Source organism: Pseudonocardia sp. ICBG1142 (genome assembly GCF_020496255.1).
Taxonomy (GTDB): Bacteria; Actinomycetota; Actinomycetes; order Mycobacteriales; family Pseudonocardiaceae; genus Pseudonocardia.
On record NZ_JAHLJC010000022.1, the window covers coordinates 1 to 25,574 of the forward strand.

Annotated in this window: 28 protein-coding genes; 4 read left to right on the forward strand and 24 right to left on the reverse strand. The window is 69.6% G+C overall.

Going from position 1 to position 25,574, the window contains the following annotated elements; genetic code table 11:
• Positions 1–432: 432 nt before the first annotated feature.
• The 6 genes from KPL59_RS13335 to KPL59_RS13360 form a co-directional block, all read right to left on the reverse strand.
• Positions 433–798: an Lsr2 family protein gene (locus KPL59_RS13335; protein ID WP_308187879.1), complete on the reverse strand. Its 366-nt coding sequence runs from the start codon at positions 796–798 to the stop codon at positions 433–435.
• A gap of 122 nt (positions 799–920) precedes the next feature.
• On the reverse strand, positions 921–1,403 hold the full coding sequence (locus KPL59_RS13340) for a hypothetical protein (RefSeq protein WP_226360967.1): 483 nt from the start codon (positions 1,401–1,403) through the stop codon (positions 921–923).
• A complete protein-coding gene (locus KPL59_RS13345; RefSeq protein ID WP_226360968.1) occupies positions 1,403–1,852 on the reverse strand; it encodes a hypothetical protein in 450 nt (149 codons plus the stop codon). The genes KPL59_RS13340 and KPL59_RS13345 overlap by 1 nt, the downstream gene beginning before the upstream one ends.
• Positions 1,831–2,196 carry a ParA family protein gene (locus KPL59_RS13350; RefSeq protein WP_226360969.1) on the reverse strand — a complete coding sequence of 122 codons (366 nt, stop codon included), beginning with the start codon at positions 2,194–2,196 and terminating at the stop codon, positions 1,831–1,833. The genes KPL59_RS13345 and KPL59_RS13350 overlap by 22 nt, the downstream gene beginning before the upstream one ends.
• 48 nt (positions 2,197–2,244) lie before the next feature.
• Complete coding sequence (locus tag KPL59_RS13355; protein ID WP_226360970.1) at positions 2,245–2,724, reverse strand: hypothetical protein; 480 nt, start codon at positions 2,722–2,724, stop codon at positions 2,245–2,247.
• Entirely contained in the window at positions 2,724–5,165 is a 2,442-nt protein-coding gene (locus KPL59_RS13360) for a hypothetical protein (protein WP_226360971.1), read from the reverse strand. Before KPL59_RS13360 ends, KPL59_RS13355 begins: the two co-directional genes overlap by 1 nt.
• A 133-nt stretch (positions 5,166–5,298) precedes the next feature.
• Between KPL59_RS13360 and KPL59_RS13365 the strand changes: the two genes are divergently transcribed.
• Positions 5,299–5,664, forward strand: coding sequence for a hypothetical protein (locus tag KPL59_RS13365; protein ID WP_226360972.1), 366 nt, complete (start codon positions 5,299–5,301; stop codon positions 5,662–5,664).
• 1,416 nt (positions 5,665–7,080) lie between these two features.
• On the opposite strand, the gene KPL59_RS13370 is transcribed toward KPL59_RS13365, so the two are convergent.
• From KPL59_RS13370 to KPL59_RS13425, 12 genes are all read right to left on the reverse strand, one after another.
• Complete coding sequence (locus KPL59_RS13370) at positions 7,081–7,323, reverse strand: hypothetical protein (protein ID WP_226360973.1); 243 nt, start codon at positions 7,321–7,323, stop codon at positions 7,081–7,083.
• A 51-nt stretch (positions 7,324–7,374) separates the two neighbouring features.
• Complete coding sequence (locus KPL59_RS13375; RefSeq protein WP_226360974.1) at positions 7,375–7,950, reverse strand: HNH endonuclease family protein; 576 nt, start codon at positions 7,948–7,950, stop codon at positions 7,375–7,377.
• 59 nt (positions 7,951–8,009) lie between these two features.
• The gene (locus KPL59_RS13380; RefSeq protein ID WP_226360975.1) at positions 8,010–8,891 is read right to left on the reverse strand and encodes a hypothetical protein; all 882 of its coding nucleotides are present in this window, start codon (positions 8,889–8,891) and stop codon (positions 8,010–8,012) included.
• A gap of 87 nt (positions 8,892–8,978) precedes the next feature.
• The gene (locus KPL59_RS13385) at positions 8,979–9,410 is read right to left on the reverse strand and encodes an SsgA family sporulation/cell division regulator (RefSeq protein ID WP_226360976.1); all 432 of its coding nucleotides are present in this window, start codon (positions 9,408–9,410) and stop codon (positions 8,979–8,981) included.
• 231 nt (positions 9,411–9,641) lie between these two features.
• On the reverse strand, positions 9,642–11,930 hold the full coding sequence (locus tag KPL59_RS13390; RefSeq protein WP_226360977.1) for a helicase HerA domain-containing protein: 2,289 nt from the start codon (positions 11,928–11,930) through the stop codon (positions 9,642–9,644).
• Positions 11,931–12,066: 136 nt separating this feature from the next.
• The gene (locus tag KPL59_RS13395) at positions 12,067–12,498 is read right to left on the reverse strand and encodes a hypothetical protein (protein ID WP_226360978.1); all 432 of its coding nucleotides are present in this window, start codon (positions 12,496–12,498) and stop codon (positions 12,067–12,069) included.
• 268 nt (positions 12,499–12,766) lie between these two features.
• Positions 12,767–13,153: a WhiB family transcriptional regulator gene (locus KPL59_RS13400; RefSeq protein ID WP_226360979.1), complete on the reverse strand. Its 387-nt coding sequence runs from the start codon at positions 13,151–13,153 to the stop codon at positions 12,767–12,769.
• Entirely contained in the window at positions 13,150–13,482 is a 333-nt protein-coding gene (locus KPL59_RS13405; RefSeq protein WP_226360980.1) for a hypothetical protein, read from the reverse strand. Before KPL59_RS13405 ends, KPL59_RS13400 begins: the two co-directional genes overlap by 4 nt.
• Positions 13,482–13,802, reverse strand: coding sequence for a hypothetical protein (locus KPL59_RS13410; protein ID WP_226360981.1), 321 nt, complete (start codon positions 13,800–13,802; stop codon positions 13,482–13,484). The genes KPL59_RS13405 and KPL59_RS13410 overlap by 1 nt, the downstream gene beginning before the upstream one ends.
• A 69-nt stretch (positions 13,803–13,871) precedes the next feature.
• The gene (locus KPL59_RS13415) at positions 13,872–14,192 is read right to left on the reverse strand and encodes a hypothetical protein (protein ID WP_226360982.1); all 321 of its coding nucleotides are present in this window, start codon (positions 14,190–14,192) and stop codon (positions 13,872–13,874) included.
• A gap of 12 nt (positions 14,193–14,204) precedes the next feature.
• Entirely contained in the window at positions 14,205–14,540 is a 336-nt protein-coding gene (locus KPL59_RS13420) for a hypothetical protein (protein WP_226360983.1), read from the reverse strand.
• A gap of 35 nt (positions 14,541–14,575) precedes the next feature.
• Positions 14,576–15,454 (reverse strand): DUF2637 domain-containing protein, encoded by an 879-nt coding sequence (locus tag KPL59_RS13425; RefSeq protein WP_226360984.1) that lies wholly within the window; start codon positions 15,452–15,454, stop codon positions 14,576–14,578.
• Positions 15,455–15,822: 368 nt separating this feature from the next.
• Here KPL59_RS13425 and KPL59_RS13430 point away from each other — a divergent pair, with 368 nt between their 5' ends.
• The 3 genes from KPL59_RS13430 to KPL59_RS13440 are packed head-to-tail and all read left to right on the forward strand — an operon-like array spanning position 15,823 to position 18,214.
• Complete coding sequence (locus KPL59_RS13430) at positions 15,823–17,076, forward strand: helix-turn-helix domain-containing protein (RefSeq protein ID WP_226360985.1); 1,254 nt, start codon at positions 15,823–15,825, stop codon at positions 17,074–17,076.
• A 24-nt stretch (positions 17,077–17,100) separates the two neighbouring features.
• The gene (locus KPL59_RS13435; RefSeq protein ID WP_226360986.1) at positions 17,101–17,781 is read left to right on the forward strand and encodes a dihydrofolate reductase family protein; all 681 of its coding nucleotides are present in this window, start codon (positions 17,101–17,103) and stop codon (positions 17,779–17,781) included.
• Positions 17,774–18,214 (forward strand): deaminase, encoded by a 441-nt coding sequence (locus KPL59_RS13440; protein WP_226360987.1) that lies wholly within the window; start codon positions 17,774–17,776, stop codon positions 18,212–18,214. The genes KPL59_RS13435 and KPL59_RS13440 overlap by 8 nt, the downstream gene beginning before the upstream one ends.
• Here the strand turns inward: KPL59_RS13440 and KPL59_RS13445 are convergent.
• The 6 genes from KPL59_RS13445 to KPL59_RS13470 form a co-directional block, all read right to left on the reverse strand.
• Positions 18,211–19,293 (reverse strand): C40 family peptidase, encoded by a 1,083-nt coding sequence (locus KPL59_RS13445; protein WP_226360988.1) that lies wholly within the window; start codon positions 19,291–19,293, stop codon positions 18,211–18,213. The genes KPL59_RS13440 and KPL59_RS13445 overlap by 4 nt on opposite strands.
• Positions 19,293–19,832: a hypothetical protein gene (locus tag KPL59_RS13450; protein ID WP_226360989.1), complete on the reverse strand. Its 540-nt coding sequence runs from the start codon at positions 19,830–19,832 to the stop codon at positions 19,293–19,295. Before KPL59_RS13450 ends, KPL59_RS13445 begins: the two co-directional genes overlap by 1 nt.
• The gene (locus KPL59_RS35650; protein ID WP_255677039.1) at positions 19,829–21,862 is read right to left on the reverse strand and encodes a hypothetical protein; all 2,034 of its coding nucleotides are present in this window, start codon (positions 21,860–21,862) and stop codon (positions 19,829–19,831) included. Before KPL59_RS35650 ends, KPL59_RS13450 begins: the two co-directional genes overlap by 4 nt.
• 68 nt (positions 21,863–21,930) lie before the next feature.
• Entirely contained in the window at positions 21,931–24,600 is a 2,670-nt protein-coding gene (locus tag KPL59_RS13460) for an ATP-binding protein (RefSeq protein ID WP_226360990.1), read from the reverse strand.
• Between the two features lie 80 nt (positions 24,601–24,680).
• Positions 24,681–25,067 (reverse strand): hypothetical protein, encoded by a 387-nt coding sequence (locus tag KPL59_RS13465; RefSeq protein ID WP_226360991.1) that lies wholly within the window; start codon positions 25,065–25,067, stop codon positions 24,681–24,683.
• A gap of 2 nt (positions 25,068–25,069) precedes the next feature.
• A complete protein-coding gene (locus KPL59_RS13470) occupies positions 25,070–25,336 on the reverse strand; it encodes a hypothetical protein (protein WP_226360992.1) in 267 nt (88 codons plus the stop codon).
• Between the last annotated feature and the right edge of the window lie 238 nt (positions 25,337–25,574).

The window sequence follows — 25,574 nt, forward strand, 5'->3', positions numbered from 1 at the left end:
TCAGCACTCCGCGCTCCGCGCAGGCAGCTCCACCCCGGCCCGGAAGCCGACCGAGGTGCCCAGATCGCCTCTCCCGCACCCCTCGCGCCCAGGGCCCAAAACCCACCACCCCACCGACCGCCGCCCCCTCGCAGGCGAGCTCAGCCCGTGCCCGACAGGCCGAGGCTCGTCGGCCGACAGGCCGAGGTGGCCGGTCAACTCAGCGACGACGCGGACGCTGACGGCATCCACGGCCGGGCAGGTTGCCTGCGTCTCGTCGGTCGTCGCGGACCTCGCTGCGGTCGTCACAGTCGCCTTCTCCGCTCTCGATCGCTTACGTCCACAACGTTAGCGGTTTCACGTGTTCACGTCAACACGTGAACTTGTGGCGATCACCCCTGCACATGAGTGGAGCCCGGCCCTTTCGGGGCCGGGCTCCACTCGCTGCCTCGTTCAGCTCACCCTGCGCTGCGTTCGTGGTAGGCGCCCAGGACCCGCGGGGATGCGGCCCCGATCAGAGACCTTCATGCCGCGGGCTCGTGCCCACTGAGGTGTTCTCACTAGCTTGTTGATCATGTTGTTCGGTTGTGCTCTCGGTCGACGACCGCACGCTGCCCGACACCACTGCGGGGGCCGGGCCGCAACGCTCTTGCGCCGGGCCGCGGCGACGTACTCTGCCAAGACATTCCGCAGGCGGGGCGCGTTGTCCGCCGACAGCTCAATTTCGTAGCGTTTGCCGTCGACCCCGAATTCCAGTGTCTCGTCGGCCGGCTGCCCGGTCAGGTCGTCGACCAGCCGAATCGTCTTAATCTGCGCCATCCGCGTTCTCTCCGATCAGTTCTACCGCCAATTGTCACCGGCCTAATCGTCGCGCCGGTTCGCGGACAACGCCATCCTCACTATCGCTGCCCGGCTCGTTCATCCGGGCGACAACTGTGCGCTCACTGGTTTCGGCTCTCGCGGGCGAGCTTGTCGACGCGGCTCTGGATTCGCTCGTCGTGCAGGTACAGCGCGAGCGCGGCACGAATGCGAGTGTTTTCGTCGACCCCGTCGTCGACCTTCCGCAACGCCAGTTCCCGCTTGTAGCTCGGATGCAGGTAGAGGCTGATCCTGGCAGCCTCGCTCGTGGACGCCGGCTTCAGCACCTTCGGGGGGTCCCGCCTCGTTCGAGAACTCGACTCTTCGGCGGTGGCGGCCTCGTCCTGCCCAGCCGCAGGCTCGGTCTGCTTCGCAGCTCCCTGGCGGGGCGTCGACTTTCTAGCCGGCGCTCGCCGGGCGGGCGTCTTGCGGTCCACCTTGGTCTGCCGGGCCGCTGACTGCTCGGTTTCCGGCGGCGGCTCCTCAGCCTGGGCCGGAATGTCGGCCTCGTCCTCCGGCTTCGGCGACCAGTCGAGGGTGCCCAGGATTGACTTCTTTGCTGCCATCACTTCTTCCCCTTCTTCTGTGAGGACTCGGAAGCGGCGTCAGGCCACTTCATCCCACGCCGCCCCGCGAGCAGCTTTCGATCGGCCTCCGTCCCCATCCCGAGCAGTCCGGCAAACACTTCCCTAGCAAGGGTTCGGTATTCGCGTTCAGCGGCCCGAGCAGTGGAGTGGGCACCGCCCGGCATCTGAGTGATCGGGCGCGACTCCCGCACGCAGTCTGAGTGCACCGTCAACTCGCGGATGAGGGTCCGCGCCACTGTGTATCCCAGGCTTGCGATCTCGGCGAGATCCGTCGTGGCCTGCGGCACGCTCTGAGTCTTGACCCGGCAGCCGACCAGCAGGTACGGCACCTCTTCCTTGTACAGGCTGGCGTCGATTTCTCGGAGCACAGGCCGCATGTCCATCGTGTTCACACCGGACGTCACGACTACCGCATCGAAGGCGGGCACGCCGCCGGTCCCTCTCCGCAGCACGTCCCACGCCGATGACTCCTTCGCGCGGCGGGCAGGTCGACGAGCACCAGGTCGAAGCCTTGCAGCTCACGCAGCATTGCCAGGCTCCCCTCCTGGACCTTCTCCACCGCCTCGACCTCGAACGTCATCCGCTCGCCAGCGCTCTCCACCCACTCCGTCGCCGATCGGTTCGGGTCAGCGTCGACCAGGAAAGTCCGGTACCCCTCCAGCGCCGCTAGGTGTGCCAGGTTCACTGCGGTCGTCGTCTTACCGACACCGCCCTTCGGTGAGCTGATGGCAAGCACCTTCGGCGGCCGACCTTGGTTCTGGGATGCGGACATGACCGGCACAATAGCGTCTTGACGTGTTCGCGTGAAGTCGCTATACTGTCACGCTAGGTCGAACGACTCGTAGTCGTCGATAGTCAGGACGTCCCCGAAGCCGTTGCCGCCGTAGCCGTCCATGACGGCATCGCTGATCGCCGCCTGGATTTCTTCCTCCGAGGCACCCTGCTCCATCAGGTCGGCCGCGATGTTGAAGTCCACCCCGACCGTTCCGACGTCCCGGCCACCGTCGAGCGTCCCGCTGCTCCTGGAGTACACCGAGACGCGGCCGACCGAGGTTGTCTGGGCGTTGCGCAGCGCGTTGATACGCACCCGCTGCTCGTTCGCCAGGCCGGTCACCTGTCCCGTGTCTCGGGGACTCTGCGTGCCTTTCCGCCATCGCTGCACGGTCCTCATGCTCACGCCGAGCTGCTCGGCGACCCAGCGGGTCGTTCCTCGGCCGTGCTCAGCGGTCAGGGATTCGATCGCTTCCCGCGGGTTCGCCGCCCTACCCAGGGATTGCAGGATCGTGCGCGCGTTCGGCATCACTCCGCCCCTTCCTGTGCGTCTGCTTCCGCGGACCGGATCAGCCCGTGCAGGAACCGCTCGGCCGAGCCCTTCTCGTAGGCGGCGAGCATGTCGGCGGTCAGCGGGCCGGACCGGTTCCGCTCGACCCGCCACTTGCCGGGCTGCTCGGAGAACACCAGCCCGGATGGTTCGACGTGTCCGAGTTCTGCCGACGCGAGGAACCATGCGGAGTCTCGGCGCACCCCGAGGACCTGCACACGCTCGTCGGTGATCTTGTCGAGGGCACGCCACATGTTCGCGTTGGCGAGCGTGACCACCTGGTCCGACCAGTCGCGCCGCATCGTGACGGTCTTGTTCCGCTTCTCGCTGCGGAGCATGCCGCCAAGAAAACTGGTGTAGATGGACTTCACGACCATCAGCGCGTAGGCGGCGCCCGGGTCGGTTGCGGCAGCGCTACTGAGCTGCTCCCGCGCGGTACGCATCTGCCCCGTCCAGGCGCGTAAACGCCGGCCCCTGCTGCTGGTCTCCCAAATGACTGCCTTGCTGACCGGCAGGTCGACGTCGCGGTCCCCGACGAGGTACTTGGCCGACTGCGTCGTGAGCCACTCACCCTTCCTCACACGTCCGAACGCGCTGTGTCCGGTGTCGACGTCGCGGGCCACCTGGAAGTAGCCGGGTTGCTTGACCAGTCCGTCGATGCTGCGGGGGTTGTCAACCTCCATCAGGTCGCCGTGGCCCAGCTCCACGGAACCGGCTGCGGCGAGGAACTGCGCGTTCACGTCACAGCCGGTGACCCGGTACTGCACTTCGTCCGTGATCTCGGCGCCGGGGATCAGGTGGTCGCGGAACAGCCGGAGCTTGCTGCTGATCTCCTCGACCTGGGGGTTGTGAAACTCTGCGGGCACCTTCATGTTGCCGTGCTTCCCCGCCAGTCGGGCGTAGAGCGCAACCCCGACCTCACCGGGGTAGGACACCATGCGCAGCCCGTCAGTTACCTCATGGAACCGCTCCAGACCTTGCCGCACCGTGTCCGGGTCCGAGTCCTGCACGCCCCGGTTCCGCAGTGCCGACGCGAAGTGCCGCAACTCCTCGTCAAGGGTGACGCGCTCCCGCTCATCGTCGTCGTCCTCCCGAGGGCGGATGGAGCGGGTCGCGCGTGCCGGGCCACGCCGACGAGACTGAGAGTCACGCGGTGCAGGCGCCGCCGCCTCCCGCCGGGCCTCCTGCTCCGGCTCCGGAGGCGGCGCGGGGGTCGACGTCGGGACCGGGGCTGGCTGAGAGGGCTGGCCGCCGCCTCCCATGCAGTCCCCGTGCCTGGGGGCCCCACACACCGAACGCACCACCGTGGGCTGATGGCACAGCACGCACGGCGCCGCCTGGTCGTCGATGCCACCGTGGCCGCAGAACGGACCGGGATCGGCGCAGGACGAGCAGGCTCCGGATGCCACAGGGGCCTGCTCGGTGAGCTGCGGCGTCGCCTCAATCGGGGTCTCGACCCCGGTATCCCGCGGGGGAGAGGTCTGCGGGGTCGCGGCCTCAATGGCCGGTTCGTTGTCCCCGGTCAGGGTGATCCGCCACGTGCGCTTCTTGCCGCTGCGCGGGGGCTTGCTGACGTCGACACCGGCCTCGTGCAGCGGGGCGACCACCGTCGAGAGCCGCTTGCCAAAGCTGATGGGGGTCTCCGGCCAGTACCGCGACCGGTGCAGGGTGGCGCGATTCAGTTCGCCGTGCAGCTCAGTGGAGGTGCCTTCCCAGCTCGTCTCGCCCCCGTTTCTCGCGCGGGTGCGCATCCAGGCGATCACGGCCGCGGACACCTCGTCCTCGTCGGCGATCGTCGCGGCCTGCTGACCGAGGAGACGCAGGTAGTCGCCGTACCGGTCGGCACCGTTCCCGTCGGCCAGGTCGAGGGCCTTGCAGAGCCGGGCGAAATCCGACAGACGCGGCAGGTCAAGGTCCAGCTCGTCGACGCGGGGCAGCATCCTCATCGCCTCGGCCACGCGGTCGAGCAGGGCCCCCATCAGCCGAGGCCGGATCTCCTCTCGCCGAGCCTTCAACCTCTGCTCCGAGAGCCGCTGGCCGCGGGAGAACCGCTCCAGCTCGACCGGCAGCATCCGCGTGGTCAGGTCTGCCTTCTGGGCGCCGATGTCGATCGCGGTCAAGGTGATGCACTGCTGACCACCGAAGCTGACCAGCCCGCCGTCGGTGAACAGGGCTCGGAACTGGGTGCGCCCGCCGGTGACGCTCATGCACAGCGCGTCGGACTGCCACTGCTGGAGGTTCGCGACGTTGTCCAAGACCAACGAGTGCGCCTGGCCGATCTGCACTGCCCAATCCTTCTGGTCGGTGGGCAGGCTGATCACGGGGGCGGGGGACGGGTCGACGAGCTGAGTCAGGGTCTCCGCTGCGGAGGTCTTGCCGTTGCCCGCATCGCCCGAGAGCACGAGCAGTGGGTGCGACATGTTCGGGAAGTAGCGTCCGATCAGCTCGGCCTCGGCCAGCGGCCGGTCTGCCGGGCGAACGTTGACCAGCTCCCACAGTTCGGAGAGCTCCCCCGCCGCGTGTGGGGACCGGCAGGGCTCCGGTTCGGGCGGTGTGACCGAACAGCACCGGGCTTTCCGGGAGGACGGTCCATCCGTCGGCGTCGATCTGGACTACGCGGCCCGATTCGTCCCCCAGGTCAAGCAGGATCGAGTCGTCGTGGCGGGCAACACGGTTCCCCAGCTCGATCGGCTCGGTCCGCTCGGCGTAGCCGCGCAGCATCAGCAGGACGTTGCTGCGGTGGTTGCTTTCGGCGAACTCGCCGGTGCGGTCGTGGAAGTTGGTGCACAGTTCGGCGATGAACGAGCGGCGCCCCTCGGTCAGTCGGCGGGCGACACGGGGTCCGTTCCGCGGGATCAGGTAGTGCTCCCCGGTCGTCGCCCAGACCGGCTCGTACTCCTCCAGCGCCATCTCCAGTAGTCGGCTGCCGCGGTTCCCGCCGCCGCCGACGCCCTTGCCCTTCTTCTTGCCGCCACCGTCGTTGTGGTCGTCACCGTTCTGGCGGGCACGGTCGGCGACGCTGGCGACGGACTCCTCCGCTGGGCTGGGAGCTGCGGCGGGGGCGGCCGGGCCGGGGTTCGCCCACGTCTCGGGGGAGCCCTCCTCGAGTTCGGCCAGTGTCCGGCCGGCGGCCAGGTGGTCGGAGACGTCCGCGCCGGGCTGGTCAAGCGGGGTGCGGACGACGTGGACGGTGCAGCTCGCAGTACTGAGTTCGGCTGCAATCCGCGCGGCGTAGTCGTAGCCGGGCTTGTCGCGGTCGGCGATGATCGTAACGTTCGCGCCGGCGAGGGTTTCGGTGTGTTCGGGCTTCCATTCGCCCTTGGAGCCGTCCGGCGCGGTGGTGGCGACCTCTCCGTGCGGAAGGTGCCCAGCCAGGTCGTCGGCGTTCTTTCCGCCCTCACAGAGCCACACCCGGTGGCCAGCGGCGACCGCAGCCAGGACCTCGGGGAGCCGGTAGAGCTGGACGGTTGGCTTGTCGCCGTGCTCGCACGCGGTGCAGACGCGCCGGGCCGAGCAGCTGGGGCAGTTCACCGTGTCCGCGGGGTTGAACGAGACCTTGCAGCGGTAGCAGTAACCCTTGCACTCCTTGCCGATCCTCCATTGGGTCGCGCGGGGGCCGCGGTGCTCCCACTTGAACTCTTTGCGTCCCTCGTGGGCGCGGGGCCCGGTCGGGTCGCGGCGGGTCAGGCGGTAGCGCTCGGTGCCGTCTGCCTCGGTGAACAGGCGCACCGTGCTCGTGGTCGGTAGCCCTGCGGGCGGGGCGGCGCTCTTGTCGCCCCGGGCGGGCCGGGCCCGACGCTGCGGCGTGGCAACGGCGGCCGCGGCCCGTGCCCGCGGGGCAGAAGGACGGTTCGGGCGGGTGGGCGGGTCGTCGTAGAGGTCGGTCTGCCGCAGGGCCAGCTCGTCGAAGATCTCGGCCGTGCGCTTCTGTCCGCACCGGTGGCACTTCAACAGCATCCGGCCGGGCCGGGCACCGTCCGGCGGCTTCCAGTCCGCCGAGCCGGAGGCGTCGGTGTCCGGATGGTCGGGGAGGGGGCATCGGAAGTCGACGTGATCCCCCGGACGCGGTGCCAGACACCGGCCTCGGTCAGCGCATTCAGGAACCGCTCCAGCGACACGCGGTCGCCGAAGCCGTCTGGTGGGGTGTGCGCGGGAGCGCTCAACGGGTAACCTCGCTCTTGCAGTCGAAAACCTCGGCCCGCAGAGACGTGTCTCTACGAGCTGGGAGACCTCGGGTGTGACGAGTGGACTAAGGCCGCCAAACCAAGACTCACTCGTTGCGCCGCTGCCGGAGCTCGCCCCTTCGGGGGCGGGCTTTCTACTGTTAGGTGGCCGTCACACCGACTCCTCCAGCTGGAGCTGATCGCCCCGCTCATCAGGGGCCGGCGCCGCCCAGCCCGGCGGCGCGAGCCGATGCCGCCGGGCCAGCACGTAGTTGACGTAGGCGTTGAAGTCGAGCCCGAGCTCCGCCGCCGCAGCCAGGTAGGCCGAGTGGTAGTAGCTGGCCGGGAACCGCATCGTCTTCTGGACCCGCTCGCCGTTATCGGGGCGCCCGGGCCGCCGTGATGTTGGGGCCATGCTCAATACCTTGCCGAATTCCTGATTCCGAAACCAGTGCGACGCACCACCTTACCCACAAGCCCCCTCGACCGCGTGAACGCGCGCAGGGCTGACCGTCAGCTCCCACCGCGCGGAGACGGCCGCGAAGTCTCGGGCATAGGCGCACCCGCCGGTGTCAGGCAGCCACTCCTCCGGCCCCTTGTCGCCCTTGGACCGGTTGTCCCGGGCCGACACCGCTCGCAGGTTGGCGAGATCGTTGGCGAACGCTTCGCGCCGCTCATCCGACCAGTGCGCCGCCCCGGTGCGCCACGCCAGCGACAACGGAACGATGTGGTCGACGTCGACCTCTCGGCTCGGGCCGGTGATGGTCTCGCCGCTGTAGGGGTCGGCCAGCGTGCCGGCGGTGACGTCGCAGCCGTCCTCGACAGTCGTTGCCACCATGTCGCGAGCGAGCACGGCGGCGCGGACGTCGCAGCCGGGCCCGACCGCGGCAGCCCAGCCGTCGCCGAACTCGGACCGCCGGTACCCGTCGGCCGGGCCGTCCTCGGCGATCCGCAGCGGCGGCAGCTCGGCCACCGCCGTGGGGGCCGCGAGGGCCGTCTCGACGGCCGGGGCCCCGGCCGACTCGGGCAGGGTGCTCGCCATCCCGACACCGAGGGCCGCCACTGCCACTGCGCCGGCACACCAGGTCCGCCAGGCCCCCATCAGAGGTCACCGCCACGTAGCAGCCACGCCGGTGCCGGCCCGACGGCGCCGGGCCGGGTCCCGAGCACCTCGGCGAGCTGCATCGAGCGGTGCTCGTCTTGGGTGACCGCCAGCGCGGCGCCTGCCGCCGCGCACAGCTCCAGATCCACGTGATCGCAGTAGCTCGACTCCAGGGGGCGCGGCGCCGCGGCCTCACCTGCGATGCTCACGTGGGGGCCGGTCCGAACTGGGGGCGACACCTGCCGTGGGAACAGCTGCCCCCACGTTTGCTCGCTGATCGTGCGTCCGGGCCGGGCCGTGACGATCCACGTGGTGAAGAAGCGGTGGCAGTCGCCCCGCTCCTTGATCTGGTCGGCCTGCACGACTTGGACGATGTGCACCGCCGCGGACCCGCAGTAGTAGGCCAGGCACTCTGCGCTGAACGGCAGGTCACCGTCCTCGACGAGGACCAGGGGCCAGAAGTAGCGCCGAGGCTCGTAGCCGATGAGGTCCCGGTGCTCGGCCCTGACCGCGCGCATGATCTCGAACCGGCGCATCACCTCCGCCTGCACCAGGGTCCGCAGGTCCTCCGCCTCTGCCTCCTCGGTTTCGCGGACGTGCGCGTTCGCCCATCCCGCCAGGTTCCCGTAGTCCCTGCGAACCCTGCGGCCGGTGATGATGGCTCCCCAGCCCTGTGCGAGCAGGTAGGCGGCCAGCGCTCGGGCGACCGTCGCCTTGCCGCTGCTCGCGGGGCCGGTCACCAGAACGTGGCGGTCCTCGTCGAGGTTGACCGCGGCGAGGCCAGTGTCGGTGAACCCTAGCGGCAGCACATGGTCGTCGAGCGCCGCAGCGCTGTGCGGGGTGATCCGCAGGCGCCCGGGGCTGTAGAGGTGTGTGGTCATCGAATACTCCTGTTCGTCGAGGTGGGCGTCGTCGCCCGCGGGGAAGGGGCCGGGTGGTCCTCCCGGGCCGGCCCCTTCCCCTTGCGGCTAGGCAGCCAGCAGTGCGCCGACCTGTTCGTCGGGGTTGACCCACGCGGATTCGGTGCCGGGCTCGACGAGCGCGTAGGTGCGGCTCAGGAAGCTGCCGAGCCGGTTCGCTCGCATGTGGGCGATGGTCGGTCCGTGCGCGATCCGGACAGCGTCGCCCACGGTGGCCGGTTCGATGGCGACCTGCTCCCGACAGCCGACCGGCTCGAACAGGCCGGCGGCGAGCAGGTCGCGGGCGATCGTCCGGTAGCAGCCCGCCGACAGTCGGCTGGCCGGACCGTTCGACAGCCCTCCGCGCGCGAGCAGCCAAACCGACCACGGATCGGTCCGCGGGTCGTAGAGCGCGACCGTCCAGACCTGCATCGGGAACGGCTTGACCACTTGCAGCAGCAGGGATTCCTGGCAGCGCCGCGCTGTGTGCTTGGTCTTCATTTCTTGACTCCGTCCTCCCGTTCCCAAACAGGTTTCCTGTCCAGTGCACTCGCCCGAACAGAGGCACGCGGTCCCTGCCTGTCCAGCTGTTGCGCGACCAGGGCCCCAAGTGTCATGTGTGGGAGGTGTAGCGCCATCGCAGCGGTGGGTCCCAGGCTCCGTTGATGGTGATAAATCCGAACCGCATTCGAATGGGTGCACGCACTCCGGCTAGCAGCTTCCTGAGCGCTGTCATGCGTTGACCGTCTCCGCCTTCTCGCTCTCGCGGTAGAGGTTGTTCCATTCCATCAGCTCGACCTTCGGCCACGCCTTTGCGCGGCCGACCAGAGTTTCGCCGGGGATCGTTCCGTTCATGCGCCGGCGGCGCTTGTTGAAGGTGTCCTCCTTGATTTCGAGGAAGGCTGCGGCAGCCGCGGCGCCGATGATCAGATCAGGGTCGGTTTCCGCCGCCTCATCCGAACCCTCGTTCGAGCTGTCCGAGGCGTCCTCGGTCTCGTTCTCCGAGTCACGGTTTAGCGCGTTCACGTTAATTTCGTTGATCTCGCTGTCTGTGTTTTCAACGCCACTACCTGCGGATTCTCCGGCCGCCTGCGCGACCATCGCCAGGGGGCGTGACGCCGACGGCTCGGGGGTGTCCCCCCTGCCTGCCTGTCCCGGGACACCGGAGTCGATCTCCGCAGGCCCGTCCACCCAGAGGGGACGGGGGGACACGGCGCCCGTCGGCACTCCGACCACCTGCGCGAGGCGCTCGGCGCGCTCCTCGTTGGCGGCCTCCGAAACGGCGATTCCTGCCTCCGCACAAAGGCGCGCCTCGGCGTCGGTAATGGCGGCGAGCTGCACGTCGCGCGGCTCTTCCGGACCGATTCCGTACACCGCTCGGCCCTTCTTCGACGGCACCTTCTTCCGCTTGTTTCCCTGGAACGTCATAACCCAGCTCGACTGCGTTTGCGGGCCCGACAGGATGCGGAACATGTACTGGTCGCGCATGTCGGAGTTCAGAAACACGTTGAGATTGTTCTGCTGTGCCAGTGTAATCACGTGAATTGCGGCCTGGCGGCCGCGCCACAGGATTTCCTGCATCCACACGAGCGGCTCCGGCTCGCCCTTACCCGGAATCGAGGTGCCGTCCTCCTTTAAACCGCCGCCCTCGCGCTTCCACCACGACTTGATGGCGACTGTGAGAGACCCCTTCTCGTCCTCCATCAGGAAGAGCGGCTCGAAGTAGTCCTCCGGGTTTTCCCGCATTGGCGCGATACCCAGTTCGTCTGTTCGCTCGACGTAATTTTCGATGAACTCGTAGCGACGGTTCATCTCTTCCCGGATCTCCCAGATCGCCTTGATCTGCCCCTCCAGCGTGGTCCTGATCTCGACATTGGGGCTGGCGTTTCGGAATGCGCCAACGAAACCGATCCGCTTGGGGTCCACGATGACTCCGCGCCAGCCGTGAAGAAGCAGCTGAGCAGCGATGACATTGGCGCTGGTGGTCTTTCCCCACCCGGTTGAGGCGGCCAGCGACACGTGCGGGGTCTTCGTCTTCAGCGGGATCGTCACATCACCGCTGGTGTCCCTGCCGATCAGCGGGTTCAGCGGGTTGCCGCTGCGCAGTTCATCCCTGGTGACCGTGAACGCGCCGGGCATGCGGGTGGGGTGGCGGAACTCGAGCATCAGATCCCTCTTCCTGTTGTGGGCTTCCCACTCACCGGGAAGCCGGGGGCACACGATCTTGCTGATGGCGCTCACGTCTTCGTCGTGACCGGCATAGCGGGCGGGGTAGTGCAGTTGGATTCGTGCCTCGTCGTCGGCCAGGTCGTTCACCTTCACGTGAGGCCAGACCCGGACCGCTCGGCTGGCCTCGACCGCGCGCACAAGCCAGCCGACAAGGCGAGCGAGCATCCGGGCGCCCTGGCCGACCCCCTCGGTCTCCCCGAGGGCACGCGCCTTGGTCACCCAGTCCTGCTCGGCGATGGGGGTCACGAACCGCCGCAGCCAGCCGGCAAACCGGTCCGCACGGCGGGACAGCCACGAGTCCTCGGCAGTGAGGCTTACGAGCGGTTCGATCGGCTCCCATGTCCAGGTGCGGTTCGGAAATGCGACCCATCGCATCGGGTCGCTCTGCGGATCGTGCCCGAGCTTCCCGGCGGCGTACTCCCACCAGGGCGCGACGATCGGGCCGTAGCGACGTCGCACCCGGGCTCGCACAATGCCCCGCACCGCCGTCGCCGCGACCGCGGTGAGACCCGTCAGCGTCGCAACAGTCGGCAGTGCGAACATGCCGCACACCCACGCGACGGCGAGAGCTCGCACCAGCTGCCGGTGCCAGCCCGGCCGGCGAGCCCACGTGGAACGCGGGATGCCCTCGGCGCGGGACAGCCGCACCTCCTCCGGCACAGACGGAGCCCACGTGCGATAGCGCGAGTCGTACCGGCCCGGGGACCTCAGCACCACCTGTCCGGCTGCGAACCGGTAAGTCCTCGTCATGGTCAGCTCGACCAGCAGCCACAGCGGGCCGTGCGCGAGCATCCGACGGCCGCCAGCTCGTTGACGCATTAGCTTCATCGCGTCATCCCTCCATCACTGCTTTGTGCGATCGCGTTTTCACGTGACCACTGTCGCGTACATTGCCGCTCGTCATCGCAGCCTCGGTGCCTCACTTGACTCAGGTCTCGATATGGGGTCGCGCGACGATCCAGCCAGCCCGCAGACGGCTGCCGTCCGGGTCGACCGGCGCCTCCGAGCAGTGCGACCCGTCCCCGTGCCACACCGTCAGGTCCTGGTATCGAGCGTCGTAGTTGCTGCCGGTTGTGCTGGAGTCTCCGCACAGCGGGCAGACGGCGCCGCCGCTCACCGGCCCGTCGTCGGGAACGGCCGCGGGGTTCTGGCGGGCGCAGCTGCGTTCGTCGTCACCCCATCCGGCGTCGGCCCGGCCCATCATGCGCTCGACCCCTCGCTTTGCCAGGGCCGCAGCCCGGTTCGCCCGCGCCGGTGCCGCGCACGCCCTGATCGACCGGGAGTAGGCCGCCCATGCGGCGCCCAGGCCGGCGCCGCCGGCCCCGGCGGCGACAAACTGCATGATCTCGGTGATCGTCATAGCTTCTCCTCGTTCGGTCTTGCCCCCCAGAGCGGGGCTGTCCTGGCGGTTTCACGCGATCGCGTGTTCACGCGTGCTGCGGCTTCTTTGCGCCTGGCATGGGTGTCGGCGCTGCTGCCGGAGATCGCCGCGTGCGGCGTGTCAGCGCGGAACGCGATGACCGTTGTCGCATCGAGCGCGGGCTGCAGTTCGCAGTGGCCGGCCGGTGCGACGCAGGCCGGTGCTATGCCGGTCGCCCGCGTCGCACCGGCGCCGTCGTGCCTCGCAGTCACGCCGCATCCCAGTCCTGCTCGGCCGCAAGCAGGTCCGGAAGCGAGGGCCGACCCTGGCGGCGACGCAGGATCGCTCGCTCGTCCTCGTCGAGGCCGCCCCACACGCCCCACGCCTCGTTCTCAATGCCCCACTCGCGGCACTGCGCCTGAACCGGGCAGTTCGCGCACACCTGCTTCGCCCCCGCCGTCTCGCGGAGGCGCACGTCGCTGCCGAGCTCGCCGGCCGGGAACATCAGGTCGTCCATGCGGGCCGCGCAGGCGCTCTGGTGGCGCCAGTCGTGCTCTGCGCTGCCCCTGTCAGCGTCGAGGATCAGGGCGGTGAGCTCGGCCGTCAGGCCCCGCTCGGCGGCCTTGACTCGGATCGTTCGGGCGTTGGTGCTCACGCTGCACCACCTCCAGTCGTCTCGTTGCTGATCTCGTCGAGGTCGGCGTGGGTCTCGCCGAGGACGTTTGCGATTGCTGCCAGTCGGGTCGTCACAGCCAGGAGTGCGACCTGCATGTCGGGTTCACGCCCGGCCAGCCATTCGGCCCTCAGCTCTCGGGCCACCCGGAGCAGGTCTTCCACCTCGCCAGCGCACTCGTCGACGGCCCGTGCTGCGCGTTCCGCCCGTTCGCTGACCGACCCCGGCTCCGCAGAGACCCCTGTGTTATCCACCTGCTCCGGGTCCGGCTCCGGGACTCGCGCGACCGGGAGGGCGATCACCTGCGCCATCACGCGGCCTCCTCCTCGATCTGCTCCGCCGCGTTAGTCATGCCCCGCGGGGGAAGGGCGGGGACGGGGGCGAGCTGCTGGTCGTCGCGGCGGGCTGCTCGGAAGCGAGCCACCAGGACGATCAGGCCGATGGTCACGGTGAACAGCGCCACCGCCACCGCGAGCAGGACCGTCCCGATCTCGGCGATGCGCTCCAGCTGACGGCTCTGGCTGGTCGCCACGGCGGCGACGCCCAGGAGCGCGCTGGCCGGCAGGACCACCGGCCAGAGGCCGGCTCCGCGGCGGCGCGGGCGGGCGAAAACTCCGGTGCCGTTCATCATTGCGTTCCTCCGTTGCTCGGCCGGGGCATTCGGGCCCGCACCGCCGGTGGTGTGTGCGTTCGTTGCTGGTCACTGCTGATCTGCGCTGTCGAGCAGTTCGCCTGCCCCATCCACGGCCCGCTCCCACGGGCGAACCAGGACCTCCCCTGCGGTCCCGGTGAGGACCTCCGGCCGCTTGCCTTCCAGGACCGGCCCGCCGAACTCGCCGATCGAGCGGGTCGCTCCGGCGGTCGCTGCCGGCAGGCCGGCGCCGATCGGCGTGGTGACCAGCAGCAGCAGCGCGATGCCACCGAGCACCAGCGCTCCGAGCGCGGAGCCCGCCTTCGCGAGGGCGACTGCCGCGATCAGCAGGACAACGATCAGCAGGAACAGGGCGGCGTAGAGGCTCATCGGGCTGCTCCCTCACAGGTCCGGCTTGGTGGTGATCACGAGTGCGATGGCCTCGGCGGTGGCGATCCGCTTACGGACCTCCGCCAGGTGCACCAGTGAGGCCGCCGCGGACCCAGGGTCGGGCGACCCGGCCGGGCCGAAGCTCTGCAAAGCCGCGATCACGTGGGCTGCGCTGGACACCAAGGCGTCGGGCAGGTCACGGGCCACCGATTCCAGGGCGTCGGTGCACAGCACGGCGGCGACCTCCGCCACGCCCTCCGCCTCATGGGAGGCGATGGCGTGCGTGTGGTCGGCGAGCCGTCGGAGCAGTGCCGCGTGGACCAGCTGGCCTCGGTCCTGGGGTGCCATCGGTCTACCTCTCGGGTTCGTCGGGTTCGGTCAGGTCAGGAGGCCGCGTGCAGCTGGCGGTGCGGCTCGGCGCTGCCGATCTCGCGGTTGCCCGCCTTCTCGTTGTCGCGGTTGCGGACGTCGTAGACGTAGGAGGTCTGGGTTCGGACGCCCCGCTCCTCCAGCCAGGCGACAACGTCCTTCGGGTCGGCGCCGGGGCCCAGGCGGGTCAGGGCGTGGCGGATGGCCGCGGCCTTCTTCATCCCCTCCAGCTCGTTAGGCGTCTCGTCGCTGTCGTGCTCGCTGGTGTCGTCGGCGCGGCCGATGTGGCCGTGCAGCCGCTCGGTCTCGACGGCCGTGGCCTTCGCGCGAGCCAGGTCGACCGCCGTCGCCGGGTCGGTGACGTTCTCGAGCACGGCTTCGCGCCATGCGCGGGCCGTCTCCCCGGGGGCGACCAGCCAGCGCGCGAGGCGGAAGCGGGGTGTCGGGTCCTGCACGGCGCCGCGCTCGCGGAGCTGGTCGCGGCGCATGGCGCGCAGCGTCCGGTCCCACAGCACGACCGCAGAGAGGGTGGCCGCGGCGAAGTAGAGGGCGGCGGCCGTGTTGAGGGTGGTTCCCCACCAGGCGTTGAGGCCGGCACCGCCGAGGGCGTAGAGCCAAGTGAGCGCCCGGTTGAGGAACGCGGAGTCCCCGGCGAGCACGTCACGGACGGCGAGCACCGCCGTGTAGGCGGCGCCGGCGTCGAGCACGAGCGGAACCAGCACCTCCCATCCACCGGTGAGGCCGAGAGCGCCGGCCCCGGCTTGGGTCAGGCCGTGGAACGAGGCGGCGGCCGGGGCGCCGACGACGACGGTGAGCATCGCGCCGGAGAGCGCTACCTGGAGCTGGCGGCGGCTGGGTCGTGGGATGCGTGCGCTGCGGCGGTTCGGCTTCATCTCAGGTTCTCCCTGGTTGGCGGGGCGAAGCATGTCCACAAGTTAGCCCTCTCCACATGTTCACGTCAAGACGTTAAAGCGTGACAACTTCACCTCTGGCCGCTAACGCTGCAGTCACCCCAAAGGAGCGGTCGGGTCCGCGGGCCGCCAAGCGCGCACCGGGCCGCCGCCCCGCCGCCCATGCGACACCGCACCCACCGCTGAAACGGAGGCGTCGAATGGCCGGAGACCGGCACCGCGGATCTGTCGCATACAGAGAGCGTGACGACCCGAAAGGAGGAACGGAAGGTGTTTCCCGTTGCCTCCCGTTGCCGTATTTTGGAAACAGTTGGCAACACCTATCGGATCGACCGGCTGGAGTGTTCCTAGTGTTCGGTCAGGAGCTTCGCGCGGCCCGCACACAACGGGGTCTCGGCCTGCGTTCGTGCGCCGCGAAACTCAACTACTCCCCAGGTCAGCTATCGAAGGTCGAGACCGGGAAGCGGGCCCCCACCCAGCAGCTCGCCCAGGCCGTCGACCTGCTGTTCCGCGCTGGTGGGCACTTCGAGCAGCTCTGGGTGGCCGGTCGGCAGCAGGTACCGTCAGCAGCGAGCAGCTCGCCCGGCGAGCCGCTCATTGCACAGGAGCTGCCGAACGGAAAGGTCGTATTCGTGCCCGCGTCGCGCCGACAATTCATTCAAGGCATGGGGGCTGCCGCGGCAGCGTCGCTTCTCAGCACAATTCCCGCGGCTCCGGCAGCTGCCGCGGACGTTAAGCCGCTCGCCCATTTTCAGGCTGCGCATCGACTTCTCATCGACACCGACAACATGCTCGGTGCCTCCACCGCCCTACCGGGCGTGCACGAGCAACTCCGCTCCCTCCACGCGATTCGTCAGACCATCCGGGGAGCTGACGCCCGCGACCTCCTCAACATGCAGGCCCGGTTCGCCGAGCTGGCCGGCTGGATGTGCCAGGACCTCGGCGACTTCGAGCAGTCCCGATACTGGCTCGACCGGGCCCTGGAGTGGTCCTACCCGGCTGGCGACCCCGAGCTGACCGCCTACGTGCTCGCCCGCAAGAGCCAGCTCGCAGGCGACATGGGCGACGCACTCGGCGCCATCGACCTCGCCGACGCCGCCGCAGCAGCGGCTCCGAACGAACGCATCGCCGCCATCGCCCACACCTTCGGTGCGCACGGCCACGCCCTCGCCGGCAGTGTCGACGCTGCCGAAGCCACCTACGACGGGGCACGCCACACCGCCGACCAGTTCGACGGCGAGTCCCCGTGGGGGGTCTGGCTCGACGACTCCTACATCGACATGCACCGCGCCCGCAGCCTGTCCACCCTCGGGCGGCACGACGACGCGGTTGAGACCTTCCGGGCCGCCATCACCCGGCTCCCGGCCGGTTTCCACCGTGACCGCGGCGTCTACCTCGCCCGCGAAGCAATCGCCCACGCCGGAGCCCACGACACCGCCGCCGCCTCGCAGGCCGGCCTCCAGGCTCTCGCCATCGCCCGCGACACCCGCTCCGGCCGGACCGCGACAGAGCTGCGCCAGCTCGACGTCGCCCTCGCCGAGCAGAACGGGCCACATGCTGTCGCGTTCCGGGAGGCGATGCGGGACGCTACGTTGACCGCCTAGCACCCGCGGAGGAAAGGAGCGCGCGTGCGCCCGTACGTCCTGCTCAGCGTCGCGACCAGCATCGACGGCTACATCGACGACCTTGGGGTCGATCGCCTGCTGCTGTCCAACGACGCCGACTTCGACCGCGTGGACTCTGTCCGCGCCGAGTCCGACGCCATCCTCATCGGCGCCGGCACCCTCCGGGCCGACAACCCGCGGCTGCTGGTCAACAGCGCGCAGCGGCGCGAGCAGCGTGTCGCTGAGGGACGGTCCGAGTACCCGTTGAAGGTGACCGTGACCGGCAGCGGCAAGCTGGCCGCGGATTTCAAGTTCTGGCACCACGGCGGGCAGAAGCTCGCCTACACCACCGACACTGGCGAACCAGTCTTGCGGGCCGAGCTGGGCGAGCTCGCCGACGTGCACAGCCTCGGCGCCGAGATCGACTTTCCGGCGATGCTCGACGACCTCGGCCGCCGGGGCGTGCGCCGCCTCATGGTCGAGGGCGGCGGGTCGATCCACACCGCTCTGCTGTCGCAGGGGCTCGCCGACGAGCTCCACATGGTCATCGCGCCGCTGCTCGTCGGCCAGAGCGGGGCCCCGCGGTTCGTGAGCCCAGCCGAGTTCCCCGGCGGCCCACGCAACCGGATGGCGCCCGCAGAGAGCCGCCAGATCGGGGACGTCACACTCCTGCGGTTCCTGCCTAAGCAGAGCGCTGTTGCCTGACAACCACCACACCTGGCTCCGGCAGACGATCGCGCTCGCGCAGCAGTGTCCGCCGAGCGGCACCGCGTTTGCCGTCGGCGCGCTCATCGTGGTCGGCGGTGAATGCGTCAGCACGGGCTACTCGCGGGAGACGGGGCCGCACGAGCACGCCGAAGAGGTCGCTCTCGCCCGGCTCGGCACACCGCCGGCGGGGGCCACGCTCTACAGCAGCCTCGAACCGTGTTCGCAGCGGTCCAGCAAGCCGCGCACCTGCACAGAGCTGATCCTCGACTCCGGTATCCGACGGGTCGTGTTCGCATGGCGGGAGCCCGACCACTTCGTGACCGACGTCCAGAGCACCCGCATCCTGCGCGAGCACGGGGTCGACGTCGTTGAGGTCCCCGACCTTGCTGATGCCGCCAGGGCAGTGAATCGCTCGGTCCTCGCACGTTAAGCCCTCGGCTCCGCTGCGGGGCCGGGCCGGACCGCGTACGGCAACAACCGCTGCTCGTCATAGGAGCCTCCCAGCTCCCGGATACGCACCGGGGTGCCGCTCTCCGGCGCCTCGACAATCTGGTTCCCGCCGAGCGAGAGCGCCACGTGGTGCACCCCAGACTCGGCGCCGTTCGACGACCAGAACACCAGGTCGCCGGGTTGCGTCTGCTCACGCGGCACCTGCTGGCCGGCCTTCGTCTGATCTCTGCTCACCCGGGGGATCTGGACGCCAGCTGCCTTCCACGCCTGCATCGTCAGGCCCGAGCAGTCGTACTCGTCGGGTCCTGTTGCCCCCCACACGTACGGCTTGCCGAGCTGTGCGTGCGCGAACTCCACCGCGTGCCCGCCCGCTCCGGCCTCGGCCGACCCCCCGCCACCAGGTGCCGGCGCCGCCGCGACCGGCGGGCACGCCAGTCCGGCTGCCGCATCGCCGCCGAGCGTTGCCAGCAGGTCTGCGGCAGCCTGCTCCCACCGCGCGTAAGCGTCCGGGAACGCTGACGCCTGCACTGCCTGGGCTGCCGCGGTTAGCGCCATCTCTGCCCACCCTGGCAATTCGAGGAGCCGTTCGTAGAACATGCGGGCCGCGTACGCCGGATCCTGAATTTCCGCTGGTGACCCCCAGCCCATCGAGGGCCGCTGTTGGAACAACCCGAGCGAATCCCGGTCCCCGCCCGACAGGTTCCGCAGCGTCGACTCCTGCATAGCGGTGGCAAGCGCGATCCACTGCGCCCGAGGTGGGGCGCCCATCTCTTGACCTGTCGCGGCAATCACTGCGGCATTGGCGCGCTGTTCGTCATCCCACTGCTGGCCATCCGCGGCCGGCTCCCCGGGTGGTGGCGGGGCTGCCATCCCGGCGACGCAGCCAGCCGTGCCGGGGCTGACGCCGCCCCCGGAGCTGCTCAGTACCGCCATCAGTGCCACCACCAGCATCAGCACCATCACCATTCCGAGGGCCACGCTGGTGATCACGATGCGGCGGCCGGTGCGGGTCCGCAGCGCGTAGTACGCCGCCGCGGAGGCCAGGGCTGGGGCCGGCACTACGCGGTTCCCCTCGTCTCTTCCTCCGGGGCCAGGCTGCTCACCCGCCAGCCGCCATCGCCGGTGTCGACCATCTCGACCCGCAGGGTCAGGGTGTCGAGTGGGACGTCGGCGATCGCGGTCCCTGGGTCCGGGCTCTCCCGCAGCGTCGCCGGTCCGAGCACCTGCAACGCCGGCACATTCCTCGGGTCAACCTGCGCCAACGTGACTGCCCCGTACTCCTCTGTCACCAGGGGTTTCAACTTCGCCAACCACTCCCGCTGCGGCGGGCTGCTGTCCACCCACAGCTCCGCCACCTTCACCGCCAGGTCCCGCGGGGGAAGGGTCTGGCTCGGCGGGGCGGGAGGCTGCGATGGAATGCTCGGAGGGGGTGCCGCCGTGGTGGCCGGCGGGGGCGGGGCCGCTGCCTCGGGTGCCGGGGTGTCGCCTGTCGACGTGAGCGACGACAGAAGCAGTCCACCGACCAGGGCGGCGGCGAGCATCCCGAAGAACCGGGCCCGCGACCGCAGGAGCCATCCGACCAGCGCGCGCCAGATCATCGTGGCCTCCTGTTATGCGCGACGGCGCCAGTTGTGGGGGCTGCGCCGACCGGTGTCCCGGGCCGGTGTGGGCGCCGGCCCGCTCCTGTCGGCCGGTAGGCGCCGACGCCGGCCCCACGAGCGCCGCCGACGTTCCGCGCCGACGCTGCGCGTCGCGCGACGGTGACGGCGGGATTGCCGACTGCACGAGCCGCGGTCTGCTCACCGCGAGGGGAGGGGCCCCGGCTCCGTCCCGACGGTCCTGTCTCCCCTCGGGTCGACCTGTGCCCCGTGGGCGATGGGTCGCCACCGGAGCGGCCCTTCTCCTTTCGCTCGTCCGGCTTGCCCGTGCCGCTCCCGCGGCCGCCGCCGTCGGGCCGGTTCGGGCCGCCGCCGTCGGGCCGGTTCGGGCCGCCGCCGTCGGGCCGGTTCGGGCCGCCGCCGTCGGGCCGGTTCGGGCCGCCGCCGTCGGGCCGGTTCGGGCCGCCGCCGTCGGGCCGGTTCGGGCCGCCGCCGTCGGGCCGGTTCGGGCCGCCGCCGTCGGGCCGGTTCGGGCCGCCGCCCTCGTCGGGGCCAGGCCGAAGTCCGCCCCGGCCGGGAACGACCCGCCGGCTGAGGGCGCCCACCAACTCCTGATGCCGCTCCGCGTCAACCCGCACCCCTGCCCGGAACCGACGCTCTCCCTTGATCCACGATCCGGCCCGGCCGACACGAGAGCCGATCGATCCCGCTTGCCCCCGGACCGACTCGATGATCCCCACCAGCGAAACAACCGGCTTCATTATCTTAAACAGAACAGCGGTCGCCACCCACACCACCAGAATTGCGCCCCACGACCCGAGTTCACCTTGCGCCATGAACATCACAATGATCGCGTGCACGATTGCAGCGACCGCAGCAACGAGGCCACCCAGAATCACCGACCCCACCACCTTCACCGACTTCTCAGTGGTATTGGGTCGCATAATTGCCAGTAGCGCGACTAGTGGGGCTCCGACGGGGATCAGTGCGAGAAACACGTACATGACGTACTGCACGAGCGACGCGAAAATCTGGAGCAGCGACACCGGGGCGATCTTCGCCAACGCGAACAGGCCAGCCGCCGTTCGGGAGTCGCCGCGCCCCTGAATCGAGCGATACTCCATCGGTGGAGCATCGTCGGCGATCGTCCGCCACTGCTCGTCCTTCTCCTCGATCAGGTCCTCGCCGCCGCTCCCCTCGTTGACCTGCTGTTCTTCTGCCCGGTTGAGCGCCTGCTGCTCGAACAGCTGCCAGGCGCGCTGCTCGTCACCGTTGACGCCGACCTCGCCGTCCTTCCACGCCTTCCACAGCAGTTCGCGATAGATGACGTTCCGCATCCCGTAGGACGGGTCTTCCTCCCCGGAGAGGTTGCCCGACGGGAATGCTACCTGCGCCGTCTTTTGCATGGCGTCGTCGATCGCGGTCCTGATGACACCACTCAGATCGTTGGACAGCTGTGCGCCCGAGCCGAACGACAACGCCACAACCGTGATGGCAGCAAGAATCGCACCGGCCCGGGTCATCACTTCACCGATATCGCCGCGCTGGCTCGCTATCAGCATGACGGTGGCCGCCACGACCAGAGCTGCCCCTGCCCACGGGGAGAAAATGGCTTCGCGCACCGGGTCGGCCGACTCGCGGGCAGCTTCGGCAACCGTGTCAGTAGCGTCAATGCTGGCGGCCAAGTCTTTGAGCCCCTGCTCGGCGGCGAACAGGATTTTGCCTGTCCCCAGGAACATGTTTCCGAACATGGTGTCGATCAGGGCTGCGGGGTCACGAATGTTGCCTCCGCAGCCCAGATCGTAGGTCGACCATTCCAGGCCGCCGTACCCGTAGGTGCCGAGCGGGTCGATCCCGTCCAGGGCACCGCCAGCAGGGACACCTTCGGCGATGCCCGGGTTGAGCGACCCGGCCGGGCCCGATGTGGGGCCCGTCGGGGCCGGAGCTTCCCTACAGCCCCAGGGATCGGCGTCCTGTGCTGTGGCGGTCCCCGCACCGAGGGCCGCCAGCCCGGTCACCATCGTGGTCACGACCACGAAGCGAGCCAGGGACCGCCACAGCCGCCCGCGGGGTCTCATCGGTCGGAGCGCGTCGGCACTCACGACTGGGCCCGCGCGGCGTTGGTGTCCAGCGCCGACCGCAGCGAGGCGAAGTGGTCGCCGCCGAGGTCGAGCCGGACGTCTTCGCAGTAGCTCCCTGAACGCCACACGAACTCGCGCGGTGCGTCTGCGCTCGATCCGTTGCCGAGTCCCGGTGTCTCCCCGACCGGCGAGGTCGACAGATCCCCGAGGCGCCCCTCATAGCCGATGTCGGTCGGGATGCGTAGCAGTCGCAGCGCGTCCCGTTGTGCCTCGTCACCGAGGGTCCGGCCCACGAACACGTCGTGGCACAGGGAGGCGAGGCCGGTCTCGTCGCCGCCGCCGAGGCGGAGGACATCCGAGGCGAGCTGCCCGGCGACCAGGACGCGAGTGCGGAACTTTCGGTTGTCCCGGGAGAACTGCGTGATCAGTGTCTTTCCGGTCGCGGTGGCCGACAACCAACGCAGCTCGTCCAGTCCGACCATCTTGGGGGCGTTACGGGGCAGCTGGTAGACGCGTCGATAGGCCAGCCAGGCGGCGAGGTGCATCAGGGGTAGCGACAGTTGCTCGTCGATGCTCCAGTCCTGCTGGTCGACATGCTCCCGCGGGAGGGAGAGGCCGCGGGTCGACAGCACCAGTAGCCGGTCGGTGTCACTGGCCCATGTCTCGCTGCCCGGTTTCCCCAGCAGCAGTCGCGCCGGGCCCGAGGTCGACAGGATCGGTCCGAGCGAGCCGGCGAGGCGATACCCGTCGTTCCCTGCGTGGCGGAGGGCGTCGATGACTTCTGCGAGGTCGTGGTTCGGACCGGTGCCGACCCGGTCGACGGCCTGGAGGAGAAGTTGCTGTACGTCCCCGGTCCGGCGAATCGACGCTGGGAGGAGCTGGGTGAGGACGCTGATTACGAGGGTTGAGCGCTGCGCCTGGGCGGCGTCGCAGTCCCGTTCCCATGCTTCCTGGCCTTCCCTGCCGGCCGGGTAGCGGTCTGGTTGGGGGTCGCTGATCATCGAGTAGGGGTTGAGGGTCCCGGCTGGGGCGTCGAGCAGGGCCAGTCCCCGCGCGTACGGGGCCAGCTCGGGCATCTTCGTCAGCTCGGTCAGCGGTCCGGACGGGTCGAGCAAGGTGACGTAGGCCGACAGCGAGCGCACGGCCTGCGCAGCCAGCGTCCCCATCAGGAAGGTCTTGCCAGAGCCCAATCCGCCGATCACGGGGGTGAGGCCGGAGACCTGCTGGTTGTCCATGTCGTGCCACGGGTTCCACGGGATCACCCGGTCCGAGGTGCGGGACGTGAATGTCAGCGGGCCGTACTGGTCGCCGATGATGTCGGTGGCGACTGGTACAGCCATGGCCGCGTGCCGGACGCTCATGCGGCGCCGGTAGGCAGTGGTCGCCAGGGGCTCGCCGGGGATGAACTCGCGGGCGAGCGCGTGCTGCGCTTCGCTGCGCTCGACTGCGATCTTCGGGTGGTAGAGGTGGCGCAGTTGCTCGAACGTCTCCAGCGCCTCCGCTTCGGTTTCGCCCGGGATCGCCAGGCGCCACCAGCCTTCGCAACGCGCAGACAGGCCAGTGTGGTCGGTGTCCAGCTCGTCGCGCACCTGTGAGGCGAGGTCGATCTGTCGGGCCAGCACCGGTGGGGCGTCAAGGCCGTGCTCGGATTCGTAGTGCGACTGCTGCGCGTCGACCCGTGCCGCGACATGCCGCAGGCTCCGGGCCGACACCTCCTGCGGCAGTACTCGCATCCGGCCGGACCACTCGACCGGGGCTGCCAGCTCGTCGGTGACAGTCATCCACGGCAGGTCGGTCACGGGCACGTCGATCTCGCCCATGCGGCCGAGGGAGGCGACCAGCAGGTGTCGGTCGTGCCGGCGGCCACCGGCAACTCCTCGGACCTGGAGGGTCGGCGCATACGGCTCGGAGGACCACTGCGCGAGGCCCTCGACCGCGGCCATGTCCTCGGCCTCCCACTCGGTGTGCGGGGCCGCAGGCAGGATCGTCTCCGCCGGCAGGCCGAGTGCGCAGGAGCGGTACAGCAGGTGGAGCATCTGTGCTGCGTTGACCGGCTCGGCGGCCAGGGCCGAGGTCGCCATCAGCGAGTCGACGCGCCGGATTTCGTCGTCGAGCGCGGAGAGCTCGGCGTCGACCCAGCGGCCGGCGAGGTTCGCGACGCGGTGACTCGACGAGGCGGCCAGGCGGTCGCCGAGGGTGCCGAGCTTGCTGCGGCCCTGCCTGATCTCCACACCGATGAAGACCTCCTTGATGGCCTTCGGCGACTGCAAGGCCCGCGCCTGCTCGGCCAGCAAGTGTTCCTCCCAGCTCACCCCGTCGGGCTGGTCGGGCAGCGGCCAGGCCCACTCGTCGTGCAGGCGGGCCCAGTCCGCGGCGGGAAACGGCCGCCAGGTGACCCGCCAGTGCAGCCACCGGCCGACGAGTTGTGTCAGTGCCAGACCCGTCGTGCTGATCAGTCCCTCGCGGTCCTGGTCCGAGCGCATCGACCATGGGCGCGGGGCGAGCCGGTACCATGCGGTCGTGCCGGTGGTGGCGCGCACGAGGTGGCCGCTGATCCCACGGATGGCAAGGTTCGGCGCGTACTCCTTGATCTCCGGGTCGTGACCGGTCTGAGGTGGCGCCGGGCGCCGGCCCCTACGTGGCTTCCTCTCGTCCCGCCGCTGGCGCCCCACGGCGGCCTCGGTCATGTCGACAGGCAGCGGACGGGACAGCGAGCCCGCGGGGGAGAAGCTGGGGGCGGGGTCAGGCTGAGCGTGTCTAGTCGTCGTCATCGGCGGTCTCCCGGGGTGGGGCGGGCGACGGTCACCTGCACCCACCGCGGGTCGGGGGTGGCAACGGTGCGGACGGCCTGCATCGTGCGCGGCGCGCTCAGTTCTGCGTAGAACATGCGTAGGACCTGCCCGGCAGGCCGTTCCGGGGTGACGACCCGCATCGTCACGTGGGTGGCGAGCAGGGCCGTCATGCCGACGATCAGGTAGCCGAGGAAGCCCGAGAGCAGGTCGCCGAGCTGCTGGCGAAGGACCAGGAAGACGAAGAAGTAGCCCACCCACACGATGTAGGCCGCGTATCTGGCCTGCCACAGCAGGGTCCGGCCGGGTGGGCCGAGCCAGCGGTTCTGCAACGAGTACAGCTCGTCGTCGCTGCGCGAGCGCACCGTCAATTCCCCCCGGTGAACAGGCTGCTCAGCCAGGTAGCGGTGTTGTCGATCGCGCCGTCGGTCAAGGCGAATCCGAGGACGACCATCGCCACGAGCACGCCGGAGACGATGGTGAAAATCTTGCCGAGGTCCTGTTTGAGTGAGGTCACGAAGAGGACCACGACGATGAAGAGCAGGACGATCTTGAAGACGTTGTCGGTGATCCAGGTGACGGCGCCCTCGGTCGAGAGCTGGGCCAGCACCTCGACCGTCTCCGGACGGTTCATTGCGGATGCCCCCTTGCGTGATGGTTCCCGGGGGTGCTGTCCGAGGTCTCGGCGAGGGGGCCCACGCACCACCCTGGCCAGCACCCCCGGGGCGCGGGAGCGGACAGCTGTCCCCATCCCCGCGAGCCGGTGGAGACCACGACCGGCTGATCTACAGCAGCACCGGCCGACCGTGATCGTGCTAGTTGTTTTGTGCAGCTAGAACAATGCTGTAGACATCATGCTTGTGTCAACGTGC